Raw genomic sequence first — 26,757 nt, 5'->3', positions numbered from 1 at the left:
GACGCGCGTATCGTATTAACATGGATGTCTCACGTCAACAAGCGACAGTGAACGACGACGCCGGCCAAGGCGCCAGCCCGCGGGCTGAGCGCGGGGCCCGCGCGCGCACCAAGCGGCTGATGCTGGAGACGGCGACAAAGCTGATGCAGGCGGGCGCCACGCCCTCCGTCAGCGAGGTGGCGGAAGCAGCGGAAGTCTCGCGCGCCACCGCTTATCGGTATTTTCCGAGCCAGGCGGCGCTGGTGCAGGCGGTGGTCGACGAAGGGCTCGGGCCGATCCTTACCTGGCAATCGATCTCTGCCGATCCGGAGCGCCGGGTCGCCGAGCTGTTCGACACCGCCATGCCGCGCATCGAGGCCTTCGAAGCGACGTTCAAGGCGGCGCTGAAACTGTCGCTCGACCAGTGGGCACAGCGACAGGCAGGCACGCTGGGCGGCGAACCGGCCTTCACGCGCGGCCATCGCATCGAGCTTTTGGAGGATGCGATCGCGCCACTCAAGGGCCAGTTGCCGCAGCGCGAATTCAAGCGGCTTGCGCAGGCGCTGTCGCTGATCTTCGGTGTTGAGATGCTGATCGTATTGAAGGATATATGGGGCTTGGATAGCCGCAGTATGATGTCGGTTGCGCAATGGGCGGCCGGGGCTCTTGTGCGCGCGGCTATGACCGAGTCGATGATTGAAGGAGATGGGATCGCGCCGACGACCGCCGTGAGATGACGCCAATCTGGTTCGACCAGATTTTCAACTTGGCTATTCATGCTACTGGCGATGCAGCGGCCCAAGTAAGGCATTCATGTATCATGGAGTAGGAAAATTCAGCGAAAACAGGCAGATATCGCAGAAGCCAGCTTGTCTGCGTGTCCGTCACCGTCCAAGAAAGGGCTTGACGTTCCTCTTAAATTGGTAATACCAGATCAGGACAAATAAAGCGGATCAAAGGTGAAGGCTGAGATCCGTTTCGGTCGAGCGAGGAGGCTCACAGACCGAAACGGTGCCGTCACGGGAGGACTACCAGGGCCGGCCTCGATGCCGGTTCTCATGAACGGTAGAATGCGCACAAGGGAGGAAATCATTATGCGCAAGACAATGACCAGCTTGCTTGCTGGTATCGGCCTAGTGCTCGCCTGCGGAACGTCCGTCTACGCGCAGGAAAAGGAACTTACAATCTTCTGGGCGGAATGGGATCCGGCCAATTACCTGCAGGAACTCGGCAACGAGTACGAGAAGGAAACCGGCGTCAAGATCACGGTGGAAACCACACCGTGGCCCGACTTCCAGACCAAGGCCTTCACCGAGTTCAACGCCCATGGCGACGCCTACGATATGGTCGTCGGCGACTCGCAATGGCTTGGTGCTGGCTCGACCGGTGGCCACTATGTCGACCTGACCGACTTCTTCAACAAGCACAAGGTCGGTGAAGTGATGGCACCGGCCACGGTGAAATACTATGCCGAATATCCGGGCGGCAGCAGCAAGTACTGGGCCATTCCGCTCGAAGGCGACGCCGTCGGCTGGTCCTATCGCAAGGACTGGTTCGAAGACCCCAAGGAAAAAGAAGCCTTCAAGGCCAAGTATGGCTACGATCTCGACGTGCCGAAGGATTTCAAGGCGCTACGCGACATCGCCGAATTCTTCTACCGGCCGGACCAGAAAAAATACGGCATCGCGATCTACACCGACAATTCTTATGACGCGATGGCGATGGGCTTCGAAAACGCGCTGTTCTCCTTTGGCGGCGAGCTGGGTGACTATAAGACCTACAAGGTCGATGGCTTCATCAACTCCGACAAGGCGATCGCGGCGCTCGACGCCTACAAGGAACTCTACAAGTTCACGCCTCCGGGCTGGGCCAAGTCGTTCTTCGTCGAGGACAACCAGGCGATCACTGAAAACCTGGCCGCGATGAGCATGAACTACTTCGCGTTCTTCCCCTCGTTGATCAACGAGGCGTCGAACCCGAACGCCAAGAACACCGGCTTCTTCGCCAATCCAGCCGGACCTGGCGGCGACCAGTTCGCCGCACTCGGCGGTCAGGGCATCTCCATCGTTTCCTACTCGCAGAAGCAGGAAGAGGCGACGAAGTTCCTGGAATGGTTCATCAAGGACGAGACCCAGAAGAAATGGGCAGCGCTTGGCGGCTACACCTGCAGTGCCGCCGTGCTCAAGTCGCCCGAATTCCAGAACGCCACGCCCTACAACAAGGCGTTCTACGAGACCATGTTCAAGGTCAAGGACTTCTGGGCGGTTCCGGAATATGCGGAACTGCTGCAGCAGCTCAACCAGCGCATCTATCCTTACATGATCGGCGGCGAAGGCACCGCCAAGGAGACGCTGGACGCACTGGCAGCCGACTGGAACGCGACCTTCAAGAAATACGGCCGCGGCCAATAAGCATGAAGTTTCACGGAGGGGGCGTTCGTGCCTCCTCCGTTTCTTTTTCTGATTCTTGAACCGGGAGCAGGGTCTTGGCGACCACGATGATCACCACGCTGGACAGGTCCTCGCGGGCCGCCGCTCGCGGTCTAAGCGACATTTCGATCCGCAATCTCTTCATCATCCCGACGATCCTGTTTCTGATCGTCTTCAACATCTTCCCGCTGATCTATTCGCTGGGCTATTCGTTCACCGATTTCCGCGCCTCGACCAGCGCGGCGGCGAATTTCGTCGGGCTGCAAAACTATCGCGACCTGCTCAGCGATCCCTATGTCTGGTCCAACTTCGCCATCACCGCAAAATACGTCATCATCTCGGTCGCCGGCCAGCTGCTCGTCGGCTTCGGCGTGGCCATGCTGCTCAATCGCGACATTCCGCTCAAGGGCCTGCTGACGACGCTCCTGTTGTTGCCGATGATGCTGTCGATGGCCGTCGTCGGCCTGTTCTGGAAGCTGCTCTACGATCCGTCCTTCGGCATCATCAATTATGCGCTCGGCCTCGGCACCTTCGAATGGCTGTCGAATCCGAAAATGGCGCTCTATGCGGTCGCGCTGACCGACATCTGGATGTGGTCGCCCTTTGTCATGCTGTTGTCGCTGGCCGGCCTGTCGGCTGTGCCCAAGCATCTCTACGAGGCAGCCGCGATCGACAGGGCCGGGCCGTTCTACACCTTCTTCCGCATAACGCTGCCGCTGGTTGCGCCGATCCTGATGATCGCGGTCATCTTCCGCACCATGGAGGCGTTCAAGACCTTCGACCTCGCCTACATCCTGACCAGCCAGCCGACGGCCGAGCTGATCTCGATCCGGCTCTATAAGATGGCGTTCCAGGAATGGCAGACCGGGCGTTCCTGCGCGCTCGCCTACATCGTGCTGATCATGGTGCTGGCGATCACCAACATCTATGTCAAATATCTCAACAAGGTGAAGGAGCGCTGAGATGGCCGCAGTCCGCACTTCTTCCGAAATCACCTTCAACCGGGTCGCCATCGTCGCTGTCCTGCTGGTGACGATCATCTTCCTGGCGCCGATCTACTGGATCGCCTCGACGGCTTTCAAGCCGCGCAATCTCGCCACCACCATTCCGCCGACGGTGGTTTTCCAGCCGGAGATATCGCCCTTCGTCAAGTTGTTCACCAAGCGTTCGCAGCTGCGCAGCCCGCCGTCGCCGGAGGAGTACGCGGCTGCGCCGTGGTGGGAGCGCGTCGTCTTCAATGGCGGCGAAAAGATCGTGCGCGACGGCAAGGGCCAGGTGCAGTGGTCGGGCTATCCGAGCCGTTTCATGAATTCGCTGATCGTCGCCATAACCTCGACCGTCCTGGCCGTCGGCATGGGCACCTTCACCGCCTATGGCTTCTCGCGCTTCAAGGTGAAGGGAGAGGCGGATCTGCTCTTCTTCATCCTGTCGACGCGCATGCTGCCGCCGGTGGTCGTCGCCATCCCAATGTTCCTGATGTACCGGGCGGTAGGGCTCAACGATTCCCATGTCGGCCTGATCATTCTTTACACCGCCTTCAACCTGTCCTTCTCGGTCTGGCTGATGAAGGGCTTCATGGACGAAATCCCGAAGGAGTATGAAGAGGCGGCGCTCGTCGACGGCTACACGCGCATGGAGGCCTTCTTCAAGATCGTGCTGCCCGAGGCCGCCACCGGCATCGCCGCCACCGCCGTGTTCTGCTTCATCACGGCGTGGAACGAGTATGCCTTCGCGCTGATCATGACCAGCCGCCGCGCCCAGACGGCACCGCCCTTCATTCCCAGCCAGGTCGGTTCCGGCCTGCCGGACTGGACGGTGATCGCCGCCGGAACCTTCCTGTTCCTGCTGCCGGTCGCGATCTTCACCTTCCTGCTCCGCAACCACCTGTTGCGCGGCATGTCCTTCGGAGCGATCCGCAAATGAGCTTTCGCGACATCAACCAGAAATATCTCGAACCGGGCAGCCAGGTGCTGATGGTGCTCGGTATCATCGCGCTCTGCCAGCCGTGGAACATGCTGCTGCACAGCTATGGCGTGACCATCATCCTGATCGGTCTGATCGGCTTCAACATCACCTCCAAGATCGCGCCGGAGGAGAAGGCCGGCACCGGGCAAGGGGCAAATCCGGGGGCACAGCATTGACCCAAATCGAGCTTCGCGGCGTCCAGAAATATTTCGGCGCCGTCCAGGTCATCAAGGACCTCAACCTGAAGATCGACGACAACGAGTTCATCGTGCTGCTCGGCCAGTCGGGCTGCGGCAAGACGACGACGCTCAGGGCGATTGCCGGGCTGGAGACGATCGACGGCGGCGACATCCTCATCGACGGCAAGCCGGTCCAGCACCTCAAGGCCGCCGACCGCGACATCGCCATGGTCTTCCAATCGTTTTCGCTCTATCCGCATATGAGCGTTTACGAGAACATCGCCTTTCCACTGAGAGCGACGCGCAAGAGCAAGGCCGAGATCGACAGCGAGGTGCGCTCGGTCGCCAAGACGCTGCAGATCAGCGATCTCCTCGCCAAGAAACCGTCGGCGCTGTCCGGCGGCGACATGCAGCGCGTGGCGATCGGCCGGGCCTTGGTGCGGCGGCCGAAGGCGATGCTGATGGACGAGCCGATCGGCGCGCTCGATGCCAAGCTGCGCGAGGAGATGCGGGCCGAGATCAAGCGGCTGCACATCAAGCAGGGTTCGACCAGCATCTATGTCACCCACGACCAGATCGAGGCGATGAGCCTCGCCGACCGCATCGTCATCATGCATGAAGGTGTACTGCAGCAGGTCGGCTCGCCGGACGAGGTCTATTCGCATCCGGCGAATCTTTTCGTCGCGCAATTTGTCGGCAGCCCGGTGATGAACGTCGCCGACGCTTCGGTGACCGAGAAACCCTCATCGGCCTCGGTCACGGTCGGCGATGCGGCCGCTGGCTTCGAATTCCCGCGCGCCTTGCTGTCGAAGCTCAATGGCCATGCCGGCAGCCAACTCGCGCTCGGCATACGGCCGGAAGGCGTCCTCGTCCGCCGCGAAACCGCCGAGGGGTTCCTGCCGGTGGAGACGCAGATCGTCGAGCCGCTCGGGTCCTTCGACATCGTCGACCTCAAGGTCGGCTCCAAGATGCTGCGTGCGCGCACCAAGAGCGGCTTCATCAGCGGCCCCGGCGAAAGGGTCTTCGTCAGAATAGATCCCAGCCAGGCGCATTTCTTCGACACGGCGAGCGGCAAATCGCTGGGAGTGAGACTCTGATGGCCCACATCCAGCTCAAGAACATCTCAAAGAAGTTCGGTAACCACACCGCCTTGACCGGGCTCGATCTCGACATCGCCGATGGCGAGTTCTTCGTCCTGCTTGGCGAGACCGGCGCCGGCAAGACGACGACGCTGCGCATGATTGCCGGCCTGGAAAAACCGAGCGAAGGCCAGGTCTTCATCGATGGCGTCGATGTCGCCGACTGGGGCGCGGCCGAGCGCGACGTGGCGCTGGTGCTGCAGCAATATTCGCTCTATCCGCGCTATACGGTGCGCCAGAACCTCGAATTTCCGCTGAAGCCGAAGATCCGCCGGCTGCCCGATGCCGAGATCAAGGATCGTGTCGACCGCGCGGCCAGGACGCTGCGCATCGAGCATCTGCTCGACCGCAAGACCGATAGGCTTTCAGGCGGCGAGATGCAGCGCGTCTCGATCGGCCGCGCCATCGTGCGCAAGCCGCGGGTATTCCTGATGGACGAGCCGTTGTCGGCGCTCGACGCCAAATTGCGCGAGGCGCTGCGCACCGAATTGAAGAACCTGCAGATGCAGCTTGGCGCCACCTTCCTGTTCGTGACGCACGATCAGATCGAGGCGATGTCGATGGGTGACAAGGTCGGCGTGCTCAACCATGGCCGCATCGTCCAGACCGGCACGCCGTACGAGATCTACAACAATCCGCGCGACACCTACGTGGCAAGCTTCGTCGGCTCACCGCCGATGAACCTCATCGACGGCAAGCTCGTCAACGGACGTGCGGTGATGGCGCCGCTCAATTTCGAATTGCCGTTTGCGGGGGGTGCCAAGACTTCGGGGGGTGCCAAGACGGGCGCGGCGACCGACGGTCGCCCGCTCGTCTTCGGTATTCGTCCCGAAGACGTCTATCTCGAGACCGGCGCGCCGGTCGAGGCGCGGGTCCACGATGTCGAGAACCATGGCGTCGAGAAGATCCTGACGCTGCGGGTCGGCGACGCCATGCTGCGCGCCACCGTGCCGGCCAGGACCGACGTCCAGATAGAGCAGCCGGTGCGCTTTGCCTGGAATCCGGACAAGGTGGTGCTGTTCGACAAGGGCAGCGGAATAAGCCTGCGTCACGCCGGCTAAGTACAAGCCTCTTTACTGCAGCTGGAGCGGGATGCGTTCAACACGAACCGTGTATCCCGCTCTATCTATGTGTTTTAGCCGCATTTGTGCGACGCTACGTGACTCCATTTGGTGCGAAATGCTCGAGTCTTCCCGTCATCCCCCGTGCGGGGGATGCGGATGCTCCGATTTGTCGAATAGGCTGATCCTTTGGTCCCAAACGGGCTTTGCAAGCCCAATTTTGGAGGCCCGAAATGGAGGGTTGGCTATGGGAAATCTGTTCCGCACTTTTGCGACGATCCTGCTTGTCGCCGGTATGGGATTGTTGGCGGCGCATCTGGGCGAGGCGCAGGCAGCCAAGAAAATCGTCGCCGGTGCGAAGGTCGACGCCAAGAAGATCAAGGGCCTCAACGGCACGGTCAATCTGTCCACCAGCGACTGCAAACTGTTGTTGAGCGGCACCGTCGTCGAAGTCTCGGATGGCAGGTGCGGGGCCTCCGGCAAATATTGCAAGAGCAGTGCCGGCTCGGCCTGTATCACCGAGCAATAAGCCGGCCAACGTTTAGCCGGCCTAAAGCGCGTCGCGTTCGACCGGCCTCATGCGACGCGCTTTAGATTCTTGTTTTGATGCACGTCGTTATCGCAAAACCGCTGCACACTTTTGCGCGACATGCATTAGCGGATCTCCGCCTGTTCCTCGGCCCGGAAATGGCTGGGCGGCGATCCGATGACCCGTTTGAAGGCGCGGCTGAAGGAGGCGTCGGATTCGTAGCCGAGGCGCGCCGCCACGACGGAAATCTTGAGCCGGTCGCGGACCAGCCATTGCCGCGCCTGGTGCATCCGCACCTGCGTGACGTACTTTGCCGGTGTTTCGCCGACAATGGTGGCGAAGCGATCGGCGAAACCCGATCGCGAGGCACCCATCATCTTCGCCAGAGCCTCCACCGTCCAGTCACGGTTCGGTTCCAGGTGGATCGCGGCCAGCACCCGGCCGATCTCGCGATCCCTGACCGCCGCGATCCATCCGGAAGAGTCGCCGCAGCCGCGCTCGACCCATGAGCGGATGACGGTCGCGGCAAGCACATCGGCCAGCCGCGCCAGGATGCCGCCGGAGCCGACGCGCTCCATCGACACCTCGCGGGCCATCGCTTCCAGCAAATGTGGAATACCTGGTTCATAGGCTTCCAACTCATGTGCGCGCATCACGTCCGGCATCATGCCGAGCAAGGGGTGCAAGCCATCGAGATTGAAATACATGCTGCCGAAAAACAGCAAGGTCCCCGGACGGCAGCCGGGCACGCCGTCATTCGACATGCAATAGACATTCTTGCAGATCTCCTCGACCTCATAGCCGTGGATCGGCGCCGCCTCGATACCCGGCTCGCTCGCCAGCGTGTGAGCTGAGCCGCGCGGCAACAAGGCAGCGTCGCCCGCCTTGAGCTCGACCCATTCGCCGGACGGCTGCAGCAACCAGCAGCCTTTACGGCCGATGAAATGAAACCGTGCCGCCGCCTGAGCCGGAAAATGGATGCCCCAAGGCTCCTTCATCTCGCAACGGCCGTAATCGACGCCTTCGAGGCGCAATCCGCGCAATATGTCCGTCAGTGGATCGCCGGTTACGGGGATTTTGGACGAACGGTCAAACATAATGGTGTTTCTAGCATGGAAACTCCAGCTAGTCACTCCTTATGTTGCATTGCAGTCAAATGCTGCGCTGCAACAGACCGGAGATCCCTCATGACCGAACCCGCGACAGGCGTCATGGACGCCGTTCTCGACCCATCTGAAACTGGCGAACGATCCGACCCCGCATGGGGGGCGGTGGTCTCCTTGGCGCTCGGAGTCTTCGGCCTGGTGACCGCAGAATTTCTGCCGGCCAGCCTGCTGACGCCGCTTGCGCAGGATCTCGGCATCACCGAAGGCGCCGCCGGGCAGGCGGTAACGGCAACGGCCGTCATTGGCGCGATTGCGGCACCGACCATGGCTATTGTCACCAAGCGGCTGGACCGCAGGCTGGTCATGTTGGCGCTGACCGTGCTGCTTGTGCTGTCAAACCTGGTGGCCGCGTTTGCGTCGTCGCTTCCTATTCTTCTGATCGCCCGCATCATGCTCGGGATCAGTCTCGGCGGATTCTGGTCGATGTCGGCGGCCATGGCGATGCGGCTTGTCCCAATGCGGCTGATGCCGCGCGCCATGTCGATCATCCTCACCGGCGTTTCGGTGGCGACGGTCTGCGCTGCTCCGGTCGGCGCCTATGTCGGCGACATCTGGGGATGGCGGACGGCCTTCATGATCGCCGCCGTGGTCGGCGCGCTGGCGCTTCTGGTACAGGTGGCTACCATCCCGCGACTGCCGCCGGCAGGTACAGCAGGTTTTCGCACGCTGCTGGAGGTGATGAAGCGGCCGATGATCAGAGTAGCGCTGCTGGTGGTGTTGCTGGTCGCCTCGGGACACTTTGCCGGCTTCACCTATGTCCGCCCGTTTCTCGAGAAGGTGCCCGCACTGGACATCGAGACGATCTCGCTTGTGCTGCTCGCCTACGGCATTGGTGGTTTCTTCGGCAATTTTGCCGGCGGCTTCATTGCCGAGCGCAGCCTCAAGGCAGCCGTCACTCTGGCGCCTCTGCTGATCGCGTCTTCAGCGCTCCTGCTGCTGGTGGTCGGAGGCTCACCCGTCGTGGCTGCAATAGCAGTGGCCAGCTGGGGCTTTGCCTTCGGTGCCGTCCCAGTCGGGCTGCAGACCTGGCTGGTGCGAGCCGCCCCCGATCAGGCGGAAAGCGCCGGCGGGCTCATGGTTATGACGTTCCAGGTCGCCATCGCGTTGGGCGCCGTGTTCGGCGGCCTGCTGGTCGACAATACCGGCGTTGCCAGCGCCTTCGCCTATTGCGCGGCGGCGACATTGCTTGCGGCACTGGCGGCGTTCTTCCTTGGCCCCAAGCCGATCGACGATCCCAAGGCCTAAACGGAACGGCCGTCGAAGTCGAAGACCGGCACGGCGGCGACGTCCAACGCCTCGATACAATGAATATTGATATAGGCACTTCGCCCGCTCCCTTCGCCGACATCCTCGGCGAAGGGGTGAATGCCGCAGCTGCGGCAGAAGCGGTGCGCGATGACATGGTTGCCGAAGCTGTAGCGGCCGAGATCATCGCCCCAGGCAAGCACCCGCACGCTTTCATGCGGCACTGCCCATAGCAGTGCACCCTTGCGCGAGCAGATCGAGCAATTGCACCGTACGGCTCCGGTCAGCTCGCCTTCGACCTCGAACGCGACCTTGCCGCAGTGGCAGCTGCCTTGGTAGAGCATCGGGCCTTCCTCCTTCGGTTCGACAGGTGCAAATCCGACCGTGCCGGGCTATGTCTCCTGCGGCAGTTGGGGCTGCTATCTTAAGACGTTCCAAGCGTGCGGAGTCCGACACCGAAAATGCAATCAGCCCGTGATAGCCTCGAAGCAATTCTTTCGCGTCTTGCCGTTCGCGTCGACGACGAAAGCGTTTTCGTAAAGCTCTACCCGGAAGCCGCACGGGCGGCGGCCGACGCAGCCGATGCGCGGCGAAAAGCCGGCGTCACGCTCGGGCCGCTCGATGGGGCGATCGTCTCGATCAAGGATCTGTTCGATGTCGCTGGCGAGCCGACCACGGCGGGCTCTCTGCTGCTCGCCACCGCAGCGCCGGCGCTGCGGGATGCCATTGTCGTGCGACGGCTGCGTCAGGCCGGTGCAGTCATCCTCGGCAAGACCAACATGACCGAGTTCGCCTTCACCGCGATCGGCGTCAATCCGCATTACGGCACCCCCGGCAATGCAAGCGATGCCACCCGTATTCCGGGCGGCTCGTCCTCAGGCGCCGCGGTTTCGGTCGGCGAAGGCACCAGCCAAATCTCTATCGGTTCCGATACGGGTGGTTCGGTGCGCATTCCGGCATCGCTGAATGGCGTCGTCGGTTTCAAGCCGACCGCGCGGCGCGTGCCGCTCGCGGGTGCGTTTCCGCTGTCGGCCACGCTGGACTCGATCGGTCCGCTGGCCCGCACCGTCGCGGAATGTGCGGCGGCCGATGCAGTGATGTCGGGCGAAAACCTGGCAGCACTGTTGCCGCTTCCACTGCACGGCCTGCGCATCGGCATTGCGCGCGGCGTGCTGTTCGATGATACGCAGGAAGAGGTCGCGACGACGTTCGACTGGTGTCTTCGCAAGATGGAGCTTAGCGGCGCACGGCTTGCGGAACTGTCGATCGACGACCTGCTTGCCGAACTGCGCGCGGCAACCAAGCGCGCCTCGATCGCGGCGATGGAAGGGGCGGAGATCCATGCCGACTGGCTGGCGACGGGAGCGGCGACGCCGGTCGACCCGCGGGTAAGCGGACCATTGTCGCGCGCCGCCGCCATTCCGGCCACGGTCTATATCAGGGCAATGCGCCGTCGCGCAGCACTTGTCGCCGCAATGGATGAGCGGCTGTCAGGGGTAGACGTACTGGCCCTGCCGACCACGCCGGTGACGGCGCCGACGATCGTCTCGATGACCGGTGACGAGGCCCTCTGCAACAGGATCGAGGGTCCTCTGCTGCGCAACACGCAGGTCGCCAACCAGTTCGATCTGTCAGCAATCTCGCTGCCCATGCCGGGAAAGACGCGCCCGGCCGGGCTGATGCTGGTGGCGCGCAATGGTCATGACCACCACCTGCTGCGCATCGCAGCCGGCGTGGAGGCGCTGCTTGCAAATTGATCCGACAGCGCGTGTCAGCGCGACGAGCAGTGGCCGCGTTCGCTGTCCTTGGCGGCGCGTTCGATGCCGGTGGCAACCAGCCAAGGCAGGGTGTACCGCTTGCCGTTGAAGGTCCGGGTGCGGTTCTCGATCGATCCGACAACAACGACCTCGCCGGCATAGAGCTTGTCCGAAAGATTGAGGGCTTTGTCTTGCTGCGGCAGGCGATCAATGTCGATTGAAACGCCTTTGATGAGCTTACCAGTAGCGAGGTCGAGTGCGCTGTTCGATGGACAGGGTGCCGCCACGCAGCGCAAGCCGTTGTCGCAGAACACGTAGCTGCCCTGTCCGTTGGCGAAGACTTGCGCCGTCGCCACGCAGAAGCCAGCGGTCAGCAGGAATTTTGTGACGTTTACCATGCCGGCACCATCGCCGGCGAGTTCGGGAAAATTGAGGCGCTCAGAGATCGACAGGGAACCGCCGCCGGTAGTGCTCGACCACTTCCGGGTTGCGCAGATTGACCGGTAATCTGTTGGCCAGCACCAGCAAGGCTTCGCCAGCCGCGCCGACGCCCATGCGCATCATCGACTGCTCGGTGATCCCAGCCATGTGCGGGGTGACGATGACGTTGTCGAAGCCGAAATAGGGGTGGTTGGGCGGCAGCGGTTGTGTTGCAAAAACATCGAGTGCGGCGCCGCCGATACGGCCCTTCTGCAAGGCCTCGATCACCGCGTCGTCGTCGATCACCGGCCCGCGCGAAACATTGATCAGCAGCGCATCCGGCTTCATCCGGTCAATGCGCTCGCGGCTGATCAGCCCCCGTGTTTCGGGCGTCAGCGGGCAGCACAGAACGATGATGTCGCTCTGTTCGATCAGCGCATCGATCGACAGGAAGCCGACCCTGTCCGGCGCCGGCCGCATGCTGCGCGTCGTCGCCACCACATTCAGATCGAACCCATGTGCCGCGATATGGCCAACCGCCTGGCCGATCGCGCCGAGACCGACAATGCCGATCGTCTTGCCCGCTAGCTCGCTGGCCACCACAGTGTGTTCGCGGCCGGCCAGCCAGCCCTTCGCACGCAGGTCGCGGTCCAACACACGAAAGCGCCTAAGCAGCGCCAGCGCCGCGAACATCACGTATTCGGCGACGGATCGCGCGTTCACCCCCGGTACGTTCGCCACCAGCACGCCGGCGGCATTGGCCGCTTCCATAGGTACCATGTCCAGCCCGGCGCCGTGCCGGATCGCGGCCCTGAGCTTCCTTGCTCCTTCGAAAAGCGACGCAGGCAAGGGAGCGCGAACGATGATGACATCGGCGTCCCTTGCCTCGGCGGCAAGCGTATGCGCGTCGAGGGCGGAAGCAACGACGAGTTCGCCGGCCCCTGTCAGCATGGAAGAGGCACGGGGGTGCAGTCTGTGTGTCGACAGGATCTTGGGCATTTCAGGCCTTTTCGAGCGCTGGGCTTTGCGGTTCCGCCCCACGCCCCTCGATCAGCCCCTTCCAGTAGCTTTCGGCGCCTTGCAGATGGGCGCTCATCAGCGCCTGGGCGAGATTGCCGTCGCGGCGCAGCAGCGCCTCGTAGATCTGGATATGCTCGGCATGGGAGCGCACGCTGCGTTCGGGATCGTTGAAATAGATCGGCAGGCGCAGCTCACCCATCATGTAGTAGACGCTGCAGATATTGTGGAAGACGCTGTTCTTGGTCGCCCGCACGATCTCGAGGTGGAACTCGCGGTCTTCCCGGGCAAGGCCTTCACCGGCGGCGATGCGATCCTCGGAGGCCTTCAGGATCTCGCGCAGCCGCTCGAAATTCTCCTCGGTGGCGCGTGAACAGGCCAGTTCGGCGGCCTTGATCTCGTGGATCTTGCGCAACTCGACCGTCTCGTAGATCTGGACGGGATCGAGCGGCAGGCCCGCGCGGGCGAACAGCGCCATCGCCTCGACGCTCGCCTGCTTCGTATCGATGTAGATGCCGGATTTCGCCCGTCGCTCGACGATGCGCATCGCCTCGAGAATGGCCAGCGCCTCGCGGATCTGTCCGCGGCTGACGCTGAAATGCTCTGCCAGTTCGCGCTCCGACGGCGTGCGGCCGGTCTCCTTGTCGGAATGGGAGAACAGATAGGCGGCGAGTTCCGCGAGAAGGTTCTTTTCTTTCATGTCAGCCGTGTTGCGCGTGCGCCTCCAGGAACCGCTCCGAAATGGTGAATCCCAGCCCGGGTCTATCAGGGATCGCTACCATACCGTCCTTTGCTTCGACAGTCTCTTCGATCAGATCGTGGATCATCGGGTTGGCGCCGAGCGAATATTCGACGGTGAAGCTCGCCGGCGAAGCGGCGCAGACATGCAGCCCGGCAAAGAAGCAGGGCGCGCCGGCCCAAAGATGCGGCGCAAAGCGCAGATTGAAGGCGCTGGCGATGGTGCCGATCTTCATCGCCTCGCTGATGCCACCGCAAAAGGCCGGATCCGGCTGGAAGATATCGGCGGATTTGAGCACGGCGAGGTCGCGGAAGGCATAGCGTGTCGCCTCGCTTTCGCCGGTGGCGATCGGGATCGAACCGCAGGCGCGCACCTCGGCCATGCCGGGCTTGTCGTCAGCGATCACCGGCTCCTCGAACCAGGCGAGATCGAGGTCGCCGGCGAGATGGATGAAGCGCTTGGCTTCGGCCACCGTGTAAGTGCCGTGCGCGTCGACCATCAGATCGATATCTGGACCGAGCGCCTGTCTTGCGGCGCGGACGCGAGCGGCCGAGATATGTGGGGCGCCATCCATCGCGCCGACGCGCATCTTCAGCGCCTTGAAGCCGCCCTTGGCGATGTAGGACTGCAGCTGGTCGCCGATGGCTTCCGCGGTGGCCCAGCCGCCGGAAGCATAGGCCGGCATGCGGTCCAGCTTGCGGCCGCCGAGCAGCCGCCAGACCGGAACGCCGAGCGATTTGCCGAGAATGTCCCACAATGCGATGTCGACGGCGCTGATGGCAGCGATGCTCATGCCCCGTCGTGCCAGTTGCGGCATGGCATGGCCGGCGCGAGCGGCACTGTCGTGGCGCGTGCCATTGTAGAGCATCTCCCAGATGACGCCGATGTCGGCCGGGTCGCGGCCGACCAGCTGCGGGCCGACCTCGTAGTTCAGCAAATGAACGAGAGCGCCGTAACTCCCGGCGCTGCCGGCGGCATTCTTGCCTTCGCCCCAGCCGACCAGCCCGTCGTCGGTTTCGATGCGCAGGATAGCGGCGTCGAACGTCGCCACCTGACCGAAGTCGCTGCGGTGCTGCTTCGCGACTTCGATCGGTATGCGGACCCACCAGGCTTGGACCGTTTTGATGCGCATGTTCATCCTCGGCCCGGCCGCGGTGAGGCGGAAGGGCTCTTTCCAAACGGCTCGGCTACTTGATCAGCGGCAGCAGCGTTTCCGCGTTGATGCGCATCTGGTCGGTGTAGAATTTCTCCGTGAGCACGCTGGAGCCGTGGTCCTGAATGAACTTCAGCTGCTCCGGCGAGATGTCGACGGGGTTGCGTTCGACCATGTCGGGATAGGGAGCAGCCGGCGTGCGGTCGACGGGGGCGACGAATTCATTGGTCAGCGCGCCGTCATAGCCGATCTCCTTCAGCGTGCCGACGATCTTCGGCCAGTCGATCTGCCCAAGGCCCGCGGCGAAGCGGTTGTTGTCGGCGACATGGAAATCGTACAGGCGCTCGCCGACCTGCCGGATGGCGTCATAGACGTTAAATTCTTCCATGTGGATGTGGTAGGCGTCGAGGCAGACGCCGCATTCGGGGCTGACCGCATCGGCCAGCGCCAGTGCCTGGGCGCCGCGGTTGAACAGATAAGTCTCGAAGCGGTTGAGCGGCTCAACCGCGATCTTGACGCCAACTTTCTTGGCGTGGGTGAAGCATTCCCGGGTGGCATCGACCACCCATTTCCATTCCTCTTCCTCGGTGCCGTCCGGCACGACCTTGCCGACAGTGGCGGGAACCAGCGTGATAATCTCGCCGTCGAGCTCGCTGACCATGGTCAGCACGTCCTTGACGTACTGCACCGACCGCTCGCGTTGGCCCTGGTCCTTGGCGGCGAGATTGCGCTCGCCCAGCATCAGCGTCACCGCTCCCCAGCAGCGAATGCCGTACTCGTTCAACAGTGCGCGCGTCTCCTTGGGCTTGTACTGTTCGGGTTCGCCGGAAATCTCGATCGACTCATAGCCGAATTTCTTGATGCGCTTGAGCGTCGTTTCCAGCGGCTCCGCCCGCATCCAATTGTGCGTCGAAAGATGCATGGTCTATCCTTCCCAGAATCGCCTGTACCAGTTTGCCTGCGGCGCACTCTGCCGAAGCCGCCGCATGATTCCTCCCCAAGGCGTCCCAGCATTTTTTTGCAAACTGGTTCGACCAATTGGGCTTGATGGGAGGTCTACAGTAATTTCATCTGGACGGCAAGAAGTGCTGCCATCAAGCGTTGGCTCCTGTCTATGCTATTGATTATACTTAAACATGTGGCTTAACTCGGCATGGTTGCAGGACTGCGGCAGCGCGTCAAATGGCTTGACCAGATTTCGGCATTTGGTAATACCAGAATAGCGGCGCTGAGCGCGCTGTGCAAAGAGACCAAAGACGCTGGCCCTGTTTTCAATCGGCGCTATGCTTGGTCGTGAAACATAGGGAGATGCCGATGCCGACGACGATGAAGGGGCCTGGTCTGTTCCTGGCGCAGTTTGCGGGCGACGCCGCGCCGTTCAATTCGCTGGCCTCGATCACCAAATGGGCGGCTGGTCTGGGCTACAAGGGCGTGCAGATCCCGACATGGGACGCCCGATTGTTCGATCTCGAGAAGGCAGCCTCCTCCAAGGCCTATTGCGAGGAGGTGAAGGGCATCTGCGCCGATGCCGGCGTCGAGATCACCGAACTGTCGACGCATCTGCAGGGGCAACTGGTGGCGGTGCATCCGGCCTATGACGCGCAGTTCGACGGCTTCGCGCCGGCTGCGGTGCACAACAATCCAAAAGCCAGGCAACAATGGGCGGTCGAACAGATGAAGTTCGCCGCCAAGGCGTCGAAGAATCTCGGGCTCAAGGCGTCGGTGTCGTTTTGCGGAGCGTTGGCCTTCCCATACCTCTATCCCTGGCCGCAGCGGCCGGCGGGATTGATCGAGGAGGCATTTGCCGAACTCGGCAAACGCTGGACGCCGATCCTCGACGTTTATGACGAAAACGGCGTCGATGTCGGCTACGAAATTCATCCAGGCGAGGACGTGTTCGACGGCGCGACATTCGAGATGTTCCTCGATTCGGTCGGCGGCCACAAGCGCTGCAACATCAACTATGACCCGTCGCACTTCCTGCTGCAGCAGCTCGATTATCTCGAATTTATCGACATCTACCACGAGCGGATCAAGGCGTTCCACGTCAAGGATGCCGAGTTCAATCCAACCGGGCGGCAAGGCGTCTATTCCGGTTACCAGAGCTGGACCAACCGTGCCGGGCGTTTCCGCTCGCTCGGCGACGGGCAGGTGGATTTCCGCGGCATCTTCTCCAAGCTCACCCAATACAATTACGATTCATGGGCGGTGCTGGAATGGGAATGCTGCCTCAAGCACCCGGAGGATGGTGCGGCCGAAGGCGCTCCCTTCATCCAGCACCACATCATCAGGGTGACGGAAAAAGCATTCGACGACTTCGCCGGCGGCACGACCGATAAAAAGGTGCTGCGCGGCATGATGGGGATCTAGCACAGATATTCCCTCCCCCTCGAGGGGAGGGTCGATCCGCGCAGCGGATCGGGGTGGGGTCGCTGGGCGTAGGGCTCGGCATGAACCGACCCCACCCGGCCCTGCGGGCCACCTTCCCCTCAAGGGGAGGGGTATTTCAATGACGAGGGAGAAAATCGTGGTTGGCGCATCGAAGACGGAAACGGGAGGCGGTCCGATCCGCTACGGCATGGTTGGCGGCGGACAAGGCGCCTTTATCGGCGCGGTGCACCGCATCGCGGCACGCATGGATAACGAGTTCGTGCTGGTTGCTGGCGCCCTCTCGTCGAATCCGGAGCGCGCCAAGGCCTCGGCGGCCGAGCTTGGGCTCGATCCGGCACGCAGCTACGGCTCCTATGCCGAGATGGCCAAGGCGGAGGCCAAGCGGCCGGATGGCATCGAGGTGGTGGCCATCGTCACGCCGAACAATGTGCACGTGCCGGCCGCCAAAGCTTTTCTCGAGGCCGGCATCCACGTCATCTGCGACAAGCCACTAGCGACGACGCTAGCCGAGGCAAAGAGGCTGGCGGCGCTGGTCGAAAAGACTGGCAAGGTGTTCGTGCTGACGCATAACTACACCGCCTATCCGATGGTGCGGCAGGCACGCGAGATGGTGGCCAAGGGACAGCTCGGCGATATCCGCATCGTGCAGTCGGAATATCCGCAGGACTGGCTGACCGAAGACCTGGCCGCCACCGGCCAGAAGCAGGCTGCGTGGCGCTCTGACCCGAAGCAGGCGGGTGCCGGCGGTGCACTGGGCGATATCGGCACGCATGCCTACAACCTTGCCCGTTTCGTCTCCGGGCTGGAGCTCGATTCGTTGTCGGCCGATCTCGATGCCTTCGTGCCGGGGAGGCTGCTCGACGACAACATCAATGTGCTGCTGCGCTTCAAGCCGGTCGGCGGGTCGCACCCGGCCAAGGGAATGATCTGGGCAAGCCAGGTGGCGCCCGGCCACGAGAACGGGTTGAAATTGCGCATCTACGGCTCGAAGGGCGGCCTCGAATGGGTGCAGGCCGACCCGAACTATCTCTGGTACACGCCGTTCGGCCAGCCGAAGCAGTTGATTACCCGTAATGGCGCCGGCGCGCTCCCCGTCGCCGGGCGCGTCAGCCGCGTTCCGCCAGGGCATCCGGAAGGCTATCTCGAAGGTTTCGCCAACATCTATCAGGAAGCCGCGCGGGCGATTCGTGCAGCGCGCCGGAAGGGCGGGAAGCCGGCTAAGGATGTCGTCTTCCCGACCGTGCAGGACGGCGTCGAGGGCATGGCCTTCATCGAGGCCTGCGTGAAGTCGTCGAAGAAGAATGGGGCGTGGACGAAGCTCTGAAGGGTGGTGGTGATAGTCAGGTGAGACCGGCCTGCAAATGGCAGTTTCCTGCGCTTCCGGTGCGCATGTACCAAAAGCACGCTCCGCTCCGGTTCTCGGAACCCGCCATTTTCGGCTCGGCCTGACCTGAATCTCATCACCCCTCCGGCGATCGAGCGAATGAAGGGAGGGGCGTCGATGAAAATCGGCATGTGCATGTTGTTGTGGACGACCAGTGTCTCGAAAAAACACGAGCCGTTGTTGAGGGACATCAAGGCGACCGGCTTCGACGGCGTCGAAATACCGGTCTTCTCCGGCACGCCGGACAACTACAGGAAACTCGGCGAACTGCTCGACCGTATCGGGCTGCAACGCACCGCCGTCTCGGCGATGGGCGATGCCGCGATGAACCTGATCTCGCCGGATGCCTCGACGCGCAAAGCCGGTATCGACTACATGAAATCGGCGATCGACTGCGCTCAGGCGCTTGGCGCGAACACGTTGAGCGGCCCGCTCCATTCGACACTCGGGGCCTTCTCCGGCAGCGGGCCGACAGCGGCCGAGAAAAAACGTTCGATCGCTTCGCAACGCGCCATTGGCGACTATGCCGGCAACAAGAGCGTCACCATCGGGTTGGAGGCGCTCAACCGCTTCGAATGCTACCTGCTCAACACGATGGACGATTTATCGGAGCATATCGACGCGATCGACCGGCCGCACATCAAGGCGATGTACGACACCTTCCATGCCAACATCGAAGAAGCCGACCCGATTGGCGCCTATACGCGCAACCGCAACAACATCGTCCATATCCACATTTCGGAGAACGATCGCGGGGTGCCGGGCCGTGGCCATATTCCCTGGAAGGAGACTTTCTCCGCCATCCGCAAGAGCGGCTACGACGATTGGCTGACGATCGAGGCGTTCGGGCGTTCGCTGAAGGACTTGGCCGCGGCCACCAAGGTGTGGCGCGACTTTTCCGAAGGCCCGGAAGCTGTCTACCGCGACGGCTACAGGCATATTAAGGACGGGTGGAGGAAAGTTGCATAACGATCGGCCAGCCCGATGCACCCGTCACCCCTGCTCGGCCTGGATCCGGTTGTAGTCGTGGATCGTCCTGCTCAGCCGGCGGCGCAGCAAATTGGAAATGTTGTCGAAGATGAAAACGACGAGCAGGACCAAGAGCACCATGTAGAAGACATTGGCCCAGTTGGAGTTGGTGCGCATCGCTTCCCAAAGCTTCAGGCCGATCCCGCCGGCACCGACGGCGCCGATGATCGTCGCGCCCCTGGTGTTGGATTCCCACTGATAGAGTGTCTGGCTGATGAAGACCGGGATCACCTCCGGCAGCACGCCATAGCGCTGCACCAGCAAGCCGTTCGCGCCGGTCGACTGGATGCCCTCGCGTGGCTTGTCGTCGATGTTCTCGAGGCCTTCCGAATAGACTTTGCCGAGCGTGCCGATCTCGGTGAAGAAAATCGCGGCGCTGCCGGCCAGCGGGCCCGGGCCGAAGGCGCGGGTGAAGAATAGCGCCCAGATCAGCATGTCGACCGATCGCATGAAATCGAAGAACCGCTTGAGCACCTGGCTGAGGAGGCCGCTCGGGGTGATGTTGCGGGCGGCGAAAAAGGCGAGCGGGAAGGCGACGATGCCGCCGAGCAAGGTGCCGAGAAACGCCATGACGATGGTCTGGAACAGCTTCGTCCAGACGTCGCCATGCTGCCATTGGGCGTTGTTCCAGATATTGTCCGCGGCCAGCGCAATGTTCGATGTGCCCGGCTTGAGCTGGGGTCCGGACATCAGCAACGAGACCACCTCGCCGGGCGACTTGCCGAAGAAGGGCGAGCGTGTGTCGAAGACGAAATTCGCCCAGCCGAGGAAGCGCTTGCGGACCTTGACGCGATCGACGGTTATGCGAACCTCGCCGGCAAAGCCCATCCGGGCGACGATTTCATCGTCATGCGCGGTGATCCAGTCCGGCACCGGGCCGGTTATCACCGGCTTGCCGCTGGTCAACGACACCGGCACCGCTTGGCCATTGGCGACAAGCGTTGCCTCGGCCTTGTCGAAGGTGACGGATTTGGCTCGGCCTTCGATCAGAACGGTGTAGGAGCCGTTGGCATTGGCGATGACCCAGTCGGGATGCGGGTCTTCGCCAAGTGCAGAAAAACGCGGGTATTTGGGTGTGATCTGAGGCTGATCGAGACGGAATTCCGGCTGCAGATCGTAGCTGATCCATTGCGTCAGGAAGAGCGGCAGTCGCTCCCAATGCGATTCCCTCAGCACTTGCGGCAGGCTGAAGAACCACAAGGCATAGACGAGGTAGAGCAGGATGCCGGCGAACAGCACCAGCGGGCCGAAGCGTTTGTACAAGGGCCGTCGGAACACTTGGGGAAAGCGCTCCTCTATCGCCTGCATCTCATCGGCGGTCATCGCGGCCATGGGCAGTCTTCTTGTTGATTTGCCATGATCTTTTCCAAAAACCGGAATCCACTTTTTGGGATCATGGTCAGGCGCCCATCATGAAGGCCTGCTCGCCGACGAGCTTGCGACGAAGCCAGGCGGAGAACTGGTCGACGAGGAAGATGGTGGTAAACAACAGCAGCACCAGTGCCAGCGTCTTGGCGCCAAAGCCGCGTGAGATGGAGAGCTTCAGCTCCTCGCCGATGCCGCCTCCGCCGACCGCGCCGATGATGGTCGAGATACGGACATTGATCTCGATCCTGAGCAGCGCGTAAGACATGAAATTGGGCAGCACCTGTGGCAGGCCGGCGAAGCGCACGCGCTCGAACCAGTTGGCGCCGACCGCGCGCAGGCCTTCGTCGGCGCGCATGTCGATGTTTTCGTTGATCTCGTAGAAGAGCTTGCCGAGGGCGCCGATCGAATGCAGGCCGATGGCGATGATGGCCGCGACCGGGCCAGTCGAGAGGATGGCTGCGAACAGGCCGGCAATGACGATCTCGGGGAAGGCGCGAAGCAGTTCCATGAAGCGCTTGACGACGAGCCTGAGCACCGGACTGGGTGTCAAATTGCGCGCGGCGATGAACGAGAACGGCACCGCAAAGACGAAGCCGATGAAAGTGGAAACCAGCGCCACGTTGAGCGTGGTGAGCATCAGCTCGAAATATTCGGGTAGGTAAAAACCGCCCCAGAGATAAACGCGGCCAAGCGGGAAGTTGAACTCCTGGCTGCCCTTGTCGTGCGGCGATGCGATGTCGAACAGCGCCCGCCAGACGTCGTTCCAGTCTTTGGGAACAAGCCAGCTAAGGAAATCCAGTATGTGCGGCAGCCGATCGAAGAAATGTCCGGCATTGGCCTCGTCGGCAAACCACATGGCTGTGCACATGGCGATAAGCAGCAAACCGATGCCGAGCGCCGTGTAGAACCGGCGCAAGGACGTCTGCCGTCGCCAGGAGTCGGCTGTCCGCCGGGTCGCGTCTGAACGGATCGTGGCTGAGATGGTCATGATCGGGCATGCAAAAAGGGCGGCGCTGGTAAGGCCGCCCTTTGCCACCGCATTCAGCCGCCGATCGCGGCTTTGCGGGCTTCGACGATGACGCTGTAGAAGTCCGGCTTCACAGGAACGTAGCCAGTGAAATCGCCGCCTTCGATGGCCTCGAAGCAGGGCTTGTCCTTGGCCGGCAGGCTGGTGAAGAAGTTGGCGAGCTTGGCGCTCATATCGCCACCGAGCGCGGTGCGCACGACCAGCGGGCCGTTCGGGATCAGGCCGGAGCGCCAGACTTCGACGAAATCGTTGGGGTCGACGGCGCCCTTGGCGACTTCCTTGTGGAAGGTGCCGGAGGTGTAGCCGTTCTTGAAGTCGCCAATGCCCGAGGAGTCGTCAACCGCAACATCGACCTTGCCGTCGCGAACGGCGAGGAGGTTGTTCTCGTGGCCGCCATTGAACTGGGTCGAGGCGAAGAAGGTTTCGTTCGAGGCGCCGGTGTCCTTCGGGATCTGGGTCAGCGGGATCAGATAACCGGAGGTCGAATCCGGGTCGGCATAGCCGAGCTTCTTGCCCTTTGCCGACTTGATGTCGGTGATGCCGGACGACTTCAGCGCCAGGCCGATCGAATAATAGCCGGTCGCGCCGTCGGTCTGCTGGGTGGTGAGGATCGGGGTCACGGCGTTCGGATCCTTGAGGTAGACGCTGGCATAGCCTGACGCGCCAAGCTCGGCGAAATCGAGGGTGCCGCCGAGCAGGCCCTGGATCACCCCGTCATAGTCGGCGGCCGGGAACAGCGAGACCTTCTCGAAGCCGAATTCGGACTTCAGGTGATCGGCGAGGCACTGAAAGTTGCGCAGCCGGTCCGCTTCATTTTCACCACCAAGGATGCCGATGCGGAATTCCTTGATATCCTGGGCGTGAGCGGCACTTGTTGCGATGGCGAGCAATGAAACCGCGCCAAAAACCATCTTCCTGAACATTATCTCTCTCCTGTTGGTTCCGGCTTCGCGCCGGAGCGTTCGAACTTTTGACGAGTGCCTTTGACGCGGGCGGGCGATCAGGCCGTTCTCAGTAGCCAGGGAACACGGGCTCGAGCGGTCCGGCGGATGCAGCGATTTTCTGTTTGACGGCGACACTGGTCGAAGTGATGGCCTCGGAGATTTCGCCGCCATTGCTGTCGGCGCCGTAGACCATGCGCACGGCCTCGCGGTTGAGGTCTTCGGGCGGGCCGTCGAAGACAACCTTGCCGGCGGCCATGCCGATGATACGGTTGCAATAGTTGCGGGCCGTATCAAGCGTATGCAGATTTGTGATGACGGTGATGCCTTCGCGCAAATTGATGTCCTGCAGCGAATCCATCACCACCTTGGCGTTGAGCGGATCGAGCGAGGCGATCGGCTCGTCCGCCAACAGCACCTTCGGCTGCTGCATCATGGCACGCGCAATAGCAACGCGCTGCTGCTGGCCGCCGGAAAGCGTGCCGGCGGGCTGCAGTACGGTGCGGGCGATGTCGAGACGCTCAAGGGCGGCAACAGCCTCGGCGCATTCACTGCGCGAGAACATGCCGAAGAGGTTGGACAGCGTCGAGCGGTGGTTGAGCCGGCCGAGCAGCACATTGGTCAGCACGTCCAGGCGCGGCACCAGATTGAACTGCTGGAAGATCATGGCGCAGTCGCGCTGCCATCGCCGGAGCGGCGAGCCGCGCAACCCGGAGACCTCGACGCCGTCGAACAGGATGGATCCCTGGCTGGGATCGATGAGGCGGTTGATCATGCGCAGAAGCGTCGATTTGCCGGCGCCCGAACGGCCGATGATGCCGACCATCTGACCGTGCGGGATCGCGATGTCGACATTGCTGACGGCGGTGTTCTTGCCGAACCGGCGGGTGACGCCGCGGATTTCGAGCGAAGCTGACATGGTGCAGGCTCCAGTCCAATCGCAATTGAAGGTCTGTTAACCCTCGCTAGCGCAGCCGCATGAACCTGCGGTGTCGGAACGATGTCAGTTTTGTTACTGCCCACAGGTACGCCTCGCCCGGGGAATTCATCCGCGCGCCTTTGGATCAGCCCAGGACAAGAAGCTCCTCGAAATGCTTCATGTCCTTGAAGCTGCAAAATGCCGGAGGCAGCAGCTCGATCACTGGAGCCTGACGGACGGCAGCGAGAGGCAATCATCGAATAGTTGTTGCCATTGCGTTATCCTTTCATCGTCGAGACGGCGGATCTGATAGGCGAAGGTTATGTGGAACGTGTAGCTGTCGTGGTCGGGATGCCGATATCCGAAGGGCGCCGACAAGGCATCGCGTCATGCGCGCAGGATACGCACGTCCTCATCGGTTGCGCCGGCAACGGTCAAGCCCGTCGGCACGACATCGACAACCCTGATCTTGAAGGCGCCGCGGCCTTCGAAGCCGTTCAGGCGTTCCTGATAGAGGCGGGTCATGTCGTCGATGCTGGTGTCGAGGGGCGCATCCTCAGGCCAATAGGGAGCCGGCGCCGATATTCGATGATGTCCTGGAACAGCGTCATGTGCAGGCTGGAGAGGCCAGCCGGTCGGTATCGGGCATGGCGCGCATCCGCTCACGCACTTCGACCACCACTGCCTCGGACGGCGAGCCGTCGACGAGATGGCAGACGACCGTGTTGCCGGGCTCGGTCAGGAAATTGCCAGAGGTGTCGTAGCGCCTGCCGAGATGCAGCGGAGGGGTCGGGTTCGAGCCGGCAAAGTATCCGGCGAGCGAAGGTTTGACTGAAACAGGCATTGCGATCTCCAGAGGAAAGGCCGCGTTCTGCCCCGACGATGTGTCAGGGACATGAAAACCGTGCCAAGAAGTAGAATATCAAAGGCAGGATTCGCCAAGCGATGCTGCCGGGGTTTGCACATCATCAAGATTGAAATAAAGATTCAAACTCGTATCAAAGAGAGGCTGCCTAATTGCTACGTTGGCGCCAGTGGTTGCGGCTGTATGCTGCAGGGGTAGTCGCTGCGATAAGTTTCACAGTGGCCCTGGTTTTGATGTCCGTATATCGGGTTGGTAGCTTGAACCATCCAATATCGGGATACTTGTACAATTATGCAAATGGGCGCGACGCGGCCATTATTCTAATGATTCTCATTTTTTTAATTGCGCTAGTTACGATAAATTTTGCAAATAAGATTGAGGAAAAAACCAAATCGCTTGTAGATATTGGTTATGACAAAAAAATTATAGAACTTATCAGGTTTAATCAGACTGGTGGTGCTATTCTTATCACGTTAGGATTTCTTTCTATTATTTTGGACATTTGCCCGAGCGGCTGACTTATTCGGGACGTCAACCCCCATGCTTCTCCAAAAACTGATTGGCCGACAGTTCCCGAAAATCGTCGAGCGCGGCGCGCAGCCGGGCGTGGTCCCAATCCCACCAGGCGAGCGCCTGGTAGCGCTCCGCGGTGCGGCGGTCGAAGCGCTCGCGGATCGGCTTGGCCGGCACGCCGCCGACGATGGTGTAGGGCGCGACGTCCTTCGACACCACGGCACCCGCACCGACCGCGGCGCCATCGCCGACGGTGATGCCGGGCAGGATGGTCGAGCCGTGGCCGAGCCAGGTGTCGTGGCCGATGGTGACGCGCTTGGCGCGGCGCTGGGCGAAGAATTCGCTCTCGTGCTCGGCGTCGTCCCAATAGTCCGAGGCGCGATAGGTGAAATGGTGCAGCGTCGGCCGCCAGGTCGGGTGGTTGGTGGCGTTGATGCGCACATTGGCGGCGATGTTGGCGAATTTGCCGATCGTCGCGCACCAGACGCCGCAGTCCTGCATCATGTAGGAATAGTCGCCCAACGCACTTTCCGAAATCCGGCAGCGCTCGGCGACTTCGGTCCAGCGGCCAAGCGTTGAGTTCTCTACTTCCGCCGTCTCGTGGATCAGCGGCGCCTCCGACAGTTTCCTCGTCATGCGGCGATTTTTCCGGCGGCGAAGGCGGTCACGTCGATTATACGGTCGGCCACCGCCTCGCGCACGTCGTGGTCGTGGAAGATGCCGAGCAAAGCGACGCCCGCCGCCTTCTTGGCGGCGATCAGGGAGATCACCACGTCGCGGTTTCTGGCGTCGAGCGAAGCGGTCGGCTCGTCGAGCAGCAGGATCGGATGCTCGGTGATGAAGCCGCGCGCGATGTTGACGCGCTGCTGTTCGCCGCCGGAGAACGTCGCCGGCGGCAGCGCCCAGAGTTTTTCCGGCAGGTTCAGCTGCGCCAGCAAGGCACGTGCCTTGCCGCGCGCGACCTCACGCTCCTCGCCGCGCTCGACCAGCGGCTCGGCGACGACATCGAGCGCCGAGACACGCGGCACGGTGCGCAGGAACTGGCTGACATAGCCGATGGTAAGCCGGCGCACGGCAAGCACGGTGCGCGGGCTGGCAGTTGCGAGATCGATCAGCCCGCCCTCGTGCTGGACGATGATCTGGCCTTCATCGGCGGCATAATTGCCGTAGAGCATTTTCAGGATCGAGCTCTTGCCGGCGCCGGACGGGCCGCCGAGCACCGAGCATTCGCCGGCCCTGATCGCGAACGAGACGCCGGCGACCACCGGCAGTTTGATGCCGTCGCGCAGATGCATGGTGAAGCTTTTGGCGACGTCGGAGACAACGAGCGGGGTTGCCATCAGAGGGTTCTCCAATCGTCATTCGTCTGCGGGCCAACACCCCCCTCTGGCCTTCCGGCCATCTCCCCCTCAAGAGGGGAGATGGGCTGTCGCATTCGGTTTCGCCATTCTCCTGTGTCGCAGAACGGGCGGGACATAAAAGCTGCTGATCTCCCCTCTTGAGGGAGAGATGGCCGGAAGGCCAGAGGGGGGTACGCCGGAG

At 62.0% G+C, this 26,757-nt stretch carries 26 protein-coding genes and 1 pseudogene; 13 read left to right on the top strand and 14 right to left on the bottom strand.

Annotated elements, in window-relative coordinates:
* Positions 1-20 precede the first annotated feature (20 nt).
* From NKH42_RS22895 to NKH42_RS22860, 8 genes are all read left to right on the top strand, one after another.
* Complete coding sequence (locus NKH42_RS22895) at positions 21-716, top strand: TetR/AcrR family transcriptional regulator (protein WP_352752030.1); 696 nt, start codon at positions 21-23, stop codon at positions 714-716.
* A 357-nt stretch (positions 717-1,073) separates the two neighbouring features.
* The gene (locus NKH42_RS22890) at positions 1,074-2,390 is read left to right on the top strand and encodes an ABC transporter substrate-binding protein (RefSeq protein WP_352448404.1); all 1,317 of its coding nucleotides are present in this window, start codon (positions 1,074-1,076) and stop codon (positions 2,388-2,390) included.
* Positions 2,391-2,464: 74 nt separating this feature from the next.
* Positions 2,465-3,370, top strand: coding sequence for a carbohydrate ABC transporter permease (locus tag NKH42_RS22885; protein ID WP_254816733.1), 906 nt, complete (start codon positions 2,465-2,467; stop codon positions 3,368-3,370).
* A gap of 1 nt (position 3,371) precedes the next feature.
* Complete coding sequence (locus NKH42_RS22880) at positions 3,372-4,331, top strand: carbohydrate ABC transporter permease (RefSeq protein ID WP_352476335.1); 960 nt, start codon at positions 3,372-3,374, stop codon at positions 4,329-4,331.
* Positions 4,328-4,549 carry a hypothetical protein gene (locus tag NKH42_RS22875; RefSeq protein ID WP_023675179.1) on the top strand — a complete coding sequence of 74 codons (222 nt, stop codon included), beginning with the start codon at positions 4,328-4,330 and terminating at the stop codon, positions 4,547-4,549. The genes NKH42_RS22880 and NKH42_RS22875 overlap by 4 nt, the downstream gene beginning before the upstream one ends.
* Complete coding sequence (locus tag NKH42_RS22870; RefSeq protein WP_352506666.1) at positions 4,546-5,649, top strand: ABC transporter ATP-binding protein; 1,104 nt, start codon at positions 4,546-4,548, stop codon at positions 5,647-5,649. Before NKH42_RS22875 ends, NKH42_RS22870 begins: the two co-directional genes overlap by 4 nt.
* Positions 5,649-6,752: an ABC transporter ATP-binding protein gene (locus NKH42_RS22865; protein ID WP_023675181.1), complete on the top strand. Its 1,104-nt coding sequence runs from the start codon at positions 5,649-5,651 to the stop codon at positions 6,750-6,752. The genes NKH42_RS22870 and NKH42_RS22865 overlap by 1 nt, the downstream gene beginning before the upstream one ends.
* 247 nt (positions 6,753-6,999) lie before the next feature.
* Positions 7,000-7,281 carry a hypothetical protein gene (locus NKH42_RS22860; RefSeq protein ID WP_352506664.1) on the top strand — a complete coding sequence of 94 codons (282 nt, stop codon included), beginning with the start codon at positions 7,000-7,002 and terminating at the stop codon, positions 7,279-7,281.
* A gap of 125 nt (positions 7,282-7,406) precedes the next feature.
* On the opposite strand, the gene NKH42_RS22855 is transcribed toward NKH42_RS22860, so the two are convergent.
* Positions 7,407-8,378 (bottom strand): AraC family transcriptional regulator, encoded by a 972-nt coding sequence (locus NKH42_RS22855; protein WP_352506663.1) that lies wholly within the window; start codon positions 8,376-8,378, stop codon positions 7,407-7,409.
* A 90-nt stretch (positions 8,379-8,468) separates the two neighbouring features.
* Here NKH42_RS22855 and NKH42_RS22850 point away from each other — a divergent pair, with 90 nt between their 5' ends.
* Positions 8,469-9,692 (top strand): MFS transporter, encoded by a 1,224-nt coding sequence (locus NKH42_RS22850; protein WP_352506662.1) that lies wholly within the window; start codon positions 8,469-8,471, stop codon positions 9,690-9,692.
* Here NKH42_RS22850 and NKH42_RS22845 read toward each other — a convergent pair.
* The gene (locus tag NKH42_RS22845; RefSeq protein WP_352506661.1) at positions 9,689-10,036 is read right to left on the bottom strand and encodes a GFA family protein; all 348 of its coding nucleotides are present in this window, start codon (positions 10,034-10,036) and stop codon (positions 9,689-9,691) included. The two genes, NKH42_RS22850 and NKH42_RS22845, sit on opposite strands and share 4 nt — an antisense overlap.
* A 117-nt stretch (positions 10,037-10,153) precedes the next feature.
* Between NKH42_RS22845 and NKH42_RS22840 the strand changes: the two genes are divergently transcribed.
* Positions 10,154-11,449, top strand: a complete 1,296-nt coding sequence (locus NKH42_RS22840; protein WP_352974449.1) for an amidase — start codon at positions 10,154-10,156, stop codon at positions 11,447-11,449.
* A 14-nt stretch (positions 11,450-11,463) separates the two neighbouring features.
* Here the strand turns inward: NKH42_RS22840 and NKH42_RS22835 are convergent, their stop codons facing one another.
* Genes NKH42_RS22835 through NKH42_RS22815 form a run of 5 tightly spaced genes read right to left on the bottom strand, consistent with a single transcriptional unit; the run spans position 11,464 to position 15,700 of the window.
* Positions 11,464-11,847 (bottom strand): hypothetical protein, encoded by a 384-nt coding sequence (locus NKH42_RS22835; protein ID WP_352476343.1) that lies wholly within the window; start codon positions 11,845-11,847, stop codon positions 11,464-11,466.
* A gap of 40 nt (positions 11,848-11,887) precedes the next feature.
* Positions 11,888-12,868, bottom strand: coding sequence for a hydroxyacid dehydrogenase (locus NKH42_RS22830; protein ID WP_352752027.1), 981 nt, complete (start codon positions 12,866-12,868; stop codon positions 11,888-11,890).
* Position 12,869: 1 nt separating this feature from the next.
* The gene (locus NKH42_RS22825; RefSeq protein WP_254816743.1) at positions 12,870-13,586 is read right to left on the bottom strand and encodes a FadR/GntR family transcriptional regulator; all 717 of its coding nucleotides are present in this window, start codon (positions 13,584-13,586) and stop codon (positions 12,870-12,872) included.
* A gap of 1 nt (position 13,587) precedes the next feature.
* Entirely contained in the window at positions 13,588-14,757 is a 1,170-nt protein-coding gene (locus NKH42_RS22820; protein ID WP_254816744.1) for a mandelate racemase/muconate lactonizing enzyme family protein, read from the bottom strand.
* Between the two features lie 55 nt (positions 14,758-14,812).
* The gene (locus NKH42_RS22815; protein WP_352506658.1) at positions 14,813-15,700 is read right to left on the bottom strand and encodes a sugar phosphate isomerase/epimerase family protein; all 888 of its coding nucleotides are present in this window, start codon (positions 15,698-15,700) and stop codon (positions 14,813-14,815) included.
* A 392-nt stretch (positions 15,701-16,092) separates the two neighbouring features.
* Between NKH42_RS22815 and NKH42_RS22810 the strand changes: the two genes are divergently transcribed.
* The 3 genes from NKH42_RS22810 (at position 16,093) to NKH42_RS22800 (ending at position 19,522) form a co-directional block, all read left to right on the top strand.
* Positions 16,093-17,148, top strand: a complete 1,056-nt coding sequence (locus NKH42_RS22810) for a sugar phosphate isomerase/epimerase family protein (protein WP_352506657.1) — start codon at positions 16,093-16,095, stop codon at positions 17,146-17,148.
* Between the two features lie 139 nt (positions 17,149-17,287).
* On the top strand, positions 17,288-18,493 hold the full coding sequence (locus NKH42_RS22805) for a Gfo/Idh/MocA family protein (protein WP_352476346.1): 1,206 nt from the start codon (positions 17,288-17,290) through the stop codon (positions 18,491-18,493).
* Between the two features lie 177 nt (positions 18,494-18,670).
* A complete protein-coding gene (locus NKH42_RS22800; protein WP_352691129.1) occupies positions 18,671-19,522 on the top strand; it encodes a sugar phosphate isomerase/epimerase family protein in 852 nt (283 codons plus the stop codon).
* Between the two features lie 24 nt (positions 19,523-19,546).
* Here NKH42_RS22800 and phnE (NKH42_RS22795) read toward each other — a convergent pair whose 3' ends face one another.
* From phnE (NKH42_RS22795) to phnL, 7 genes and pseudogenes are all read right to left on the bottom strand, one after another.
* Entirely contained in the window at positions 19,547-20,914 is a 1,368-nt protein-coding gene (phnE, locus tag NKH42_RS22795) for a phosphonate ABC transporter, permease protein PhnE (protein ID WP_352506655.1), read from the bottom strand.
* A 67-nt stretch (positions 20,915-20,981) separates the two neighbouring features.
* On the bottom strand, positions 20,982-21,938 hold the full coding sequence (gene phnE / locus NKH42_RS22790) for a phosphonate ABC transporter, permease protein PhnE (RefSeq protein WP_352506654.1): 957 nt from the start codon (positions 21,936-21,938) through the stop codon (positions 20,982-20,984).
* Between the two features lie 53 nt (positions 21,939-21,991).
* A complete protein-coding gene (gene phnD, locus NKH42_RS22785) occupies positions 21,992-22,900 on the bottom strand; it encodes a phosphonate ABC transporter substrate-binding protein (RefSeq protein WP_352476349.1) in 909 nt (302 codons plus the stop codon).
* A gap of 88 nt (positions 22,901-22,988) precedes the next feature.
* The gene (gene phnC, locus NKH42_RS22780) at positions 22,989-23,837 is read right to left on the bottom strand and encodes a phosphonate ABC transporter ATP-binding protein (protein ID WP_352974446.1); all 849 of its coding nucleotides are present in this window, start codon (positions 23,835-23,837) and stop codon (positions 22,989-22,991) included.
* A gap of 145 nt (positions 23,838-23,982) precedes the next feature.
* Positions 23,983-24,681 (bottom strand): annotated as a pseudogene (locus tag NKH42_RS22775) (DUF1868 domain-containing protein).
* Positions 24,682-25,233: 552 nt separating this feature from the next.
* Positions 25,234-25,851 carry a DapH/DapD/GlmU-related protein gene (locus tag NKH42_RS22770; protein WP_352506652.1) on the bottom strand — a complete coding sequence of 206 codons (618 nt, stop codon included), beginning with the start codon at positions 25,849-25,851 and terminating at the stop codon, positions 25,234-25,236.
* On the bottom strand, positions 25,848-26,555 hold the full coding sequence (gene phnL, locus NKH42_RS22765) for a phosphonate C-P lyase system protein PhnL (RefSeq protein ID WP_352506651.1): 708 nt from the start codon (positions 26,553-26,555) through the stop codon (positions 25,848-25,850). The genes NKH42_RS22770 and phnL overlap by 4 nt, the downstream gene beginning before the upstream one ends.
* Positions 26,556-26,757: the final 202 nt, after the last annotated feature.

This window comes from Mesorhizobium sp. M1142 (genome assembly GCF_040318565.1).
Classification (GTDB): Bacteria; Pseudomonadota; Alphaproteobacteria; order Rhizobiales; family Rhizobiaceae; genus Mesorhizobium.
This window is presented reverse-complemented; position numbering and strand designations above follow the sequence as displayed.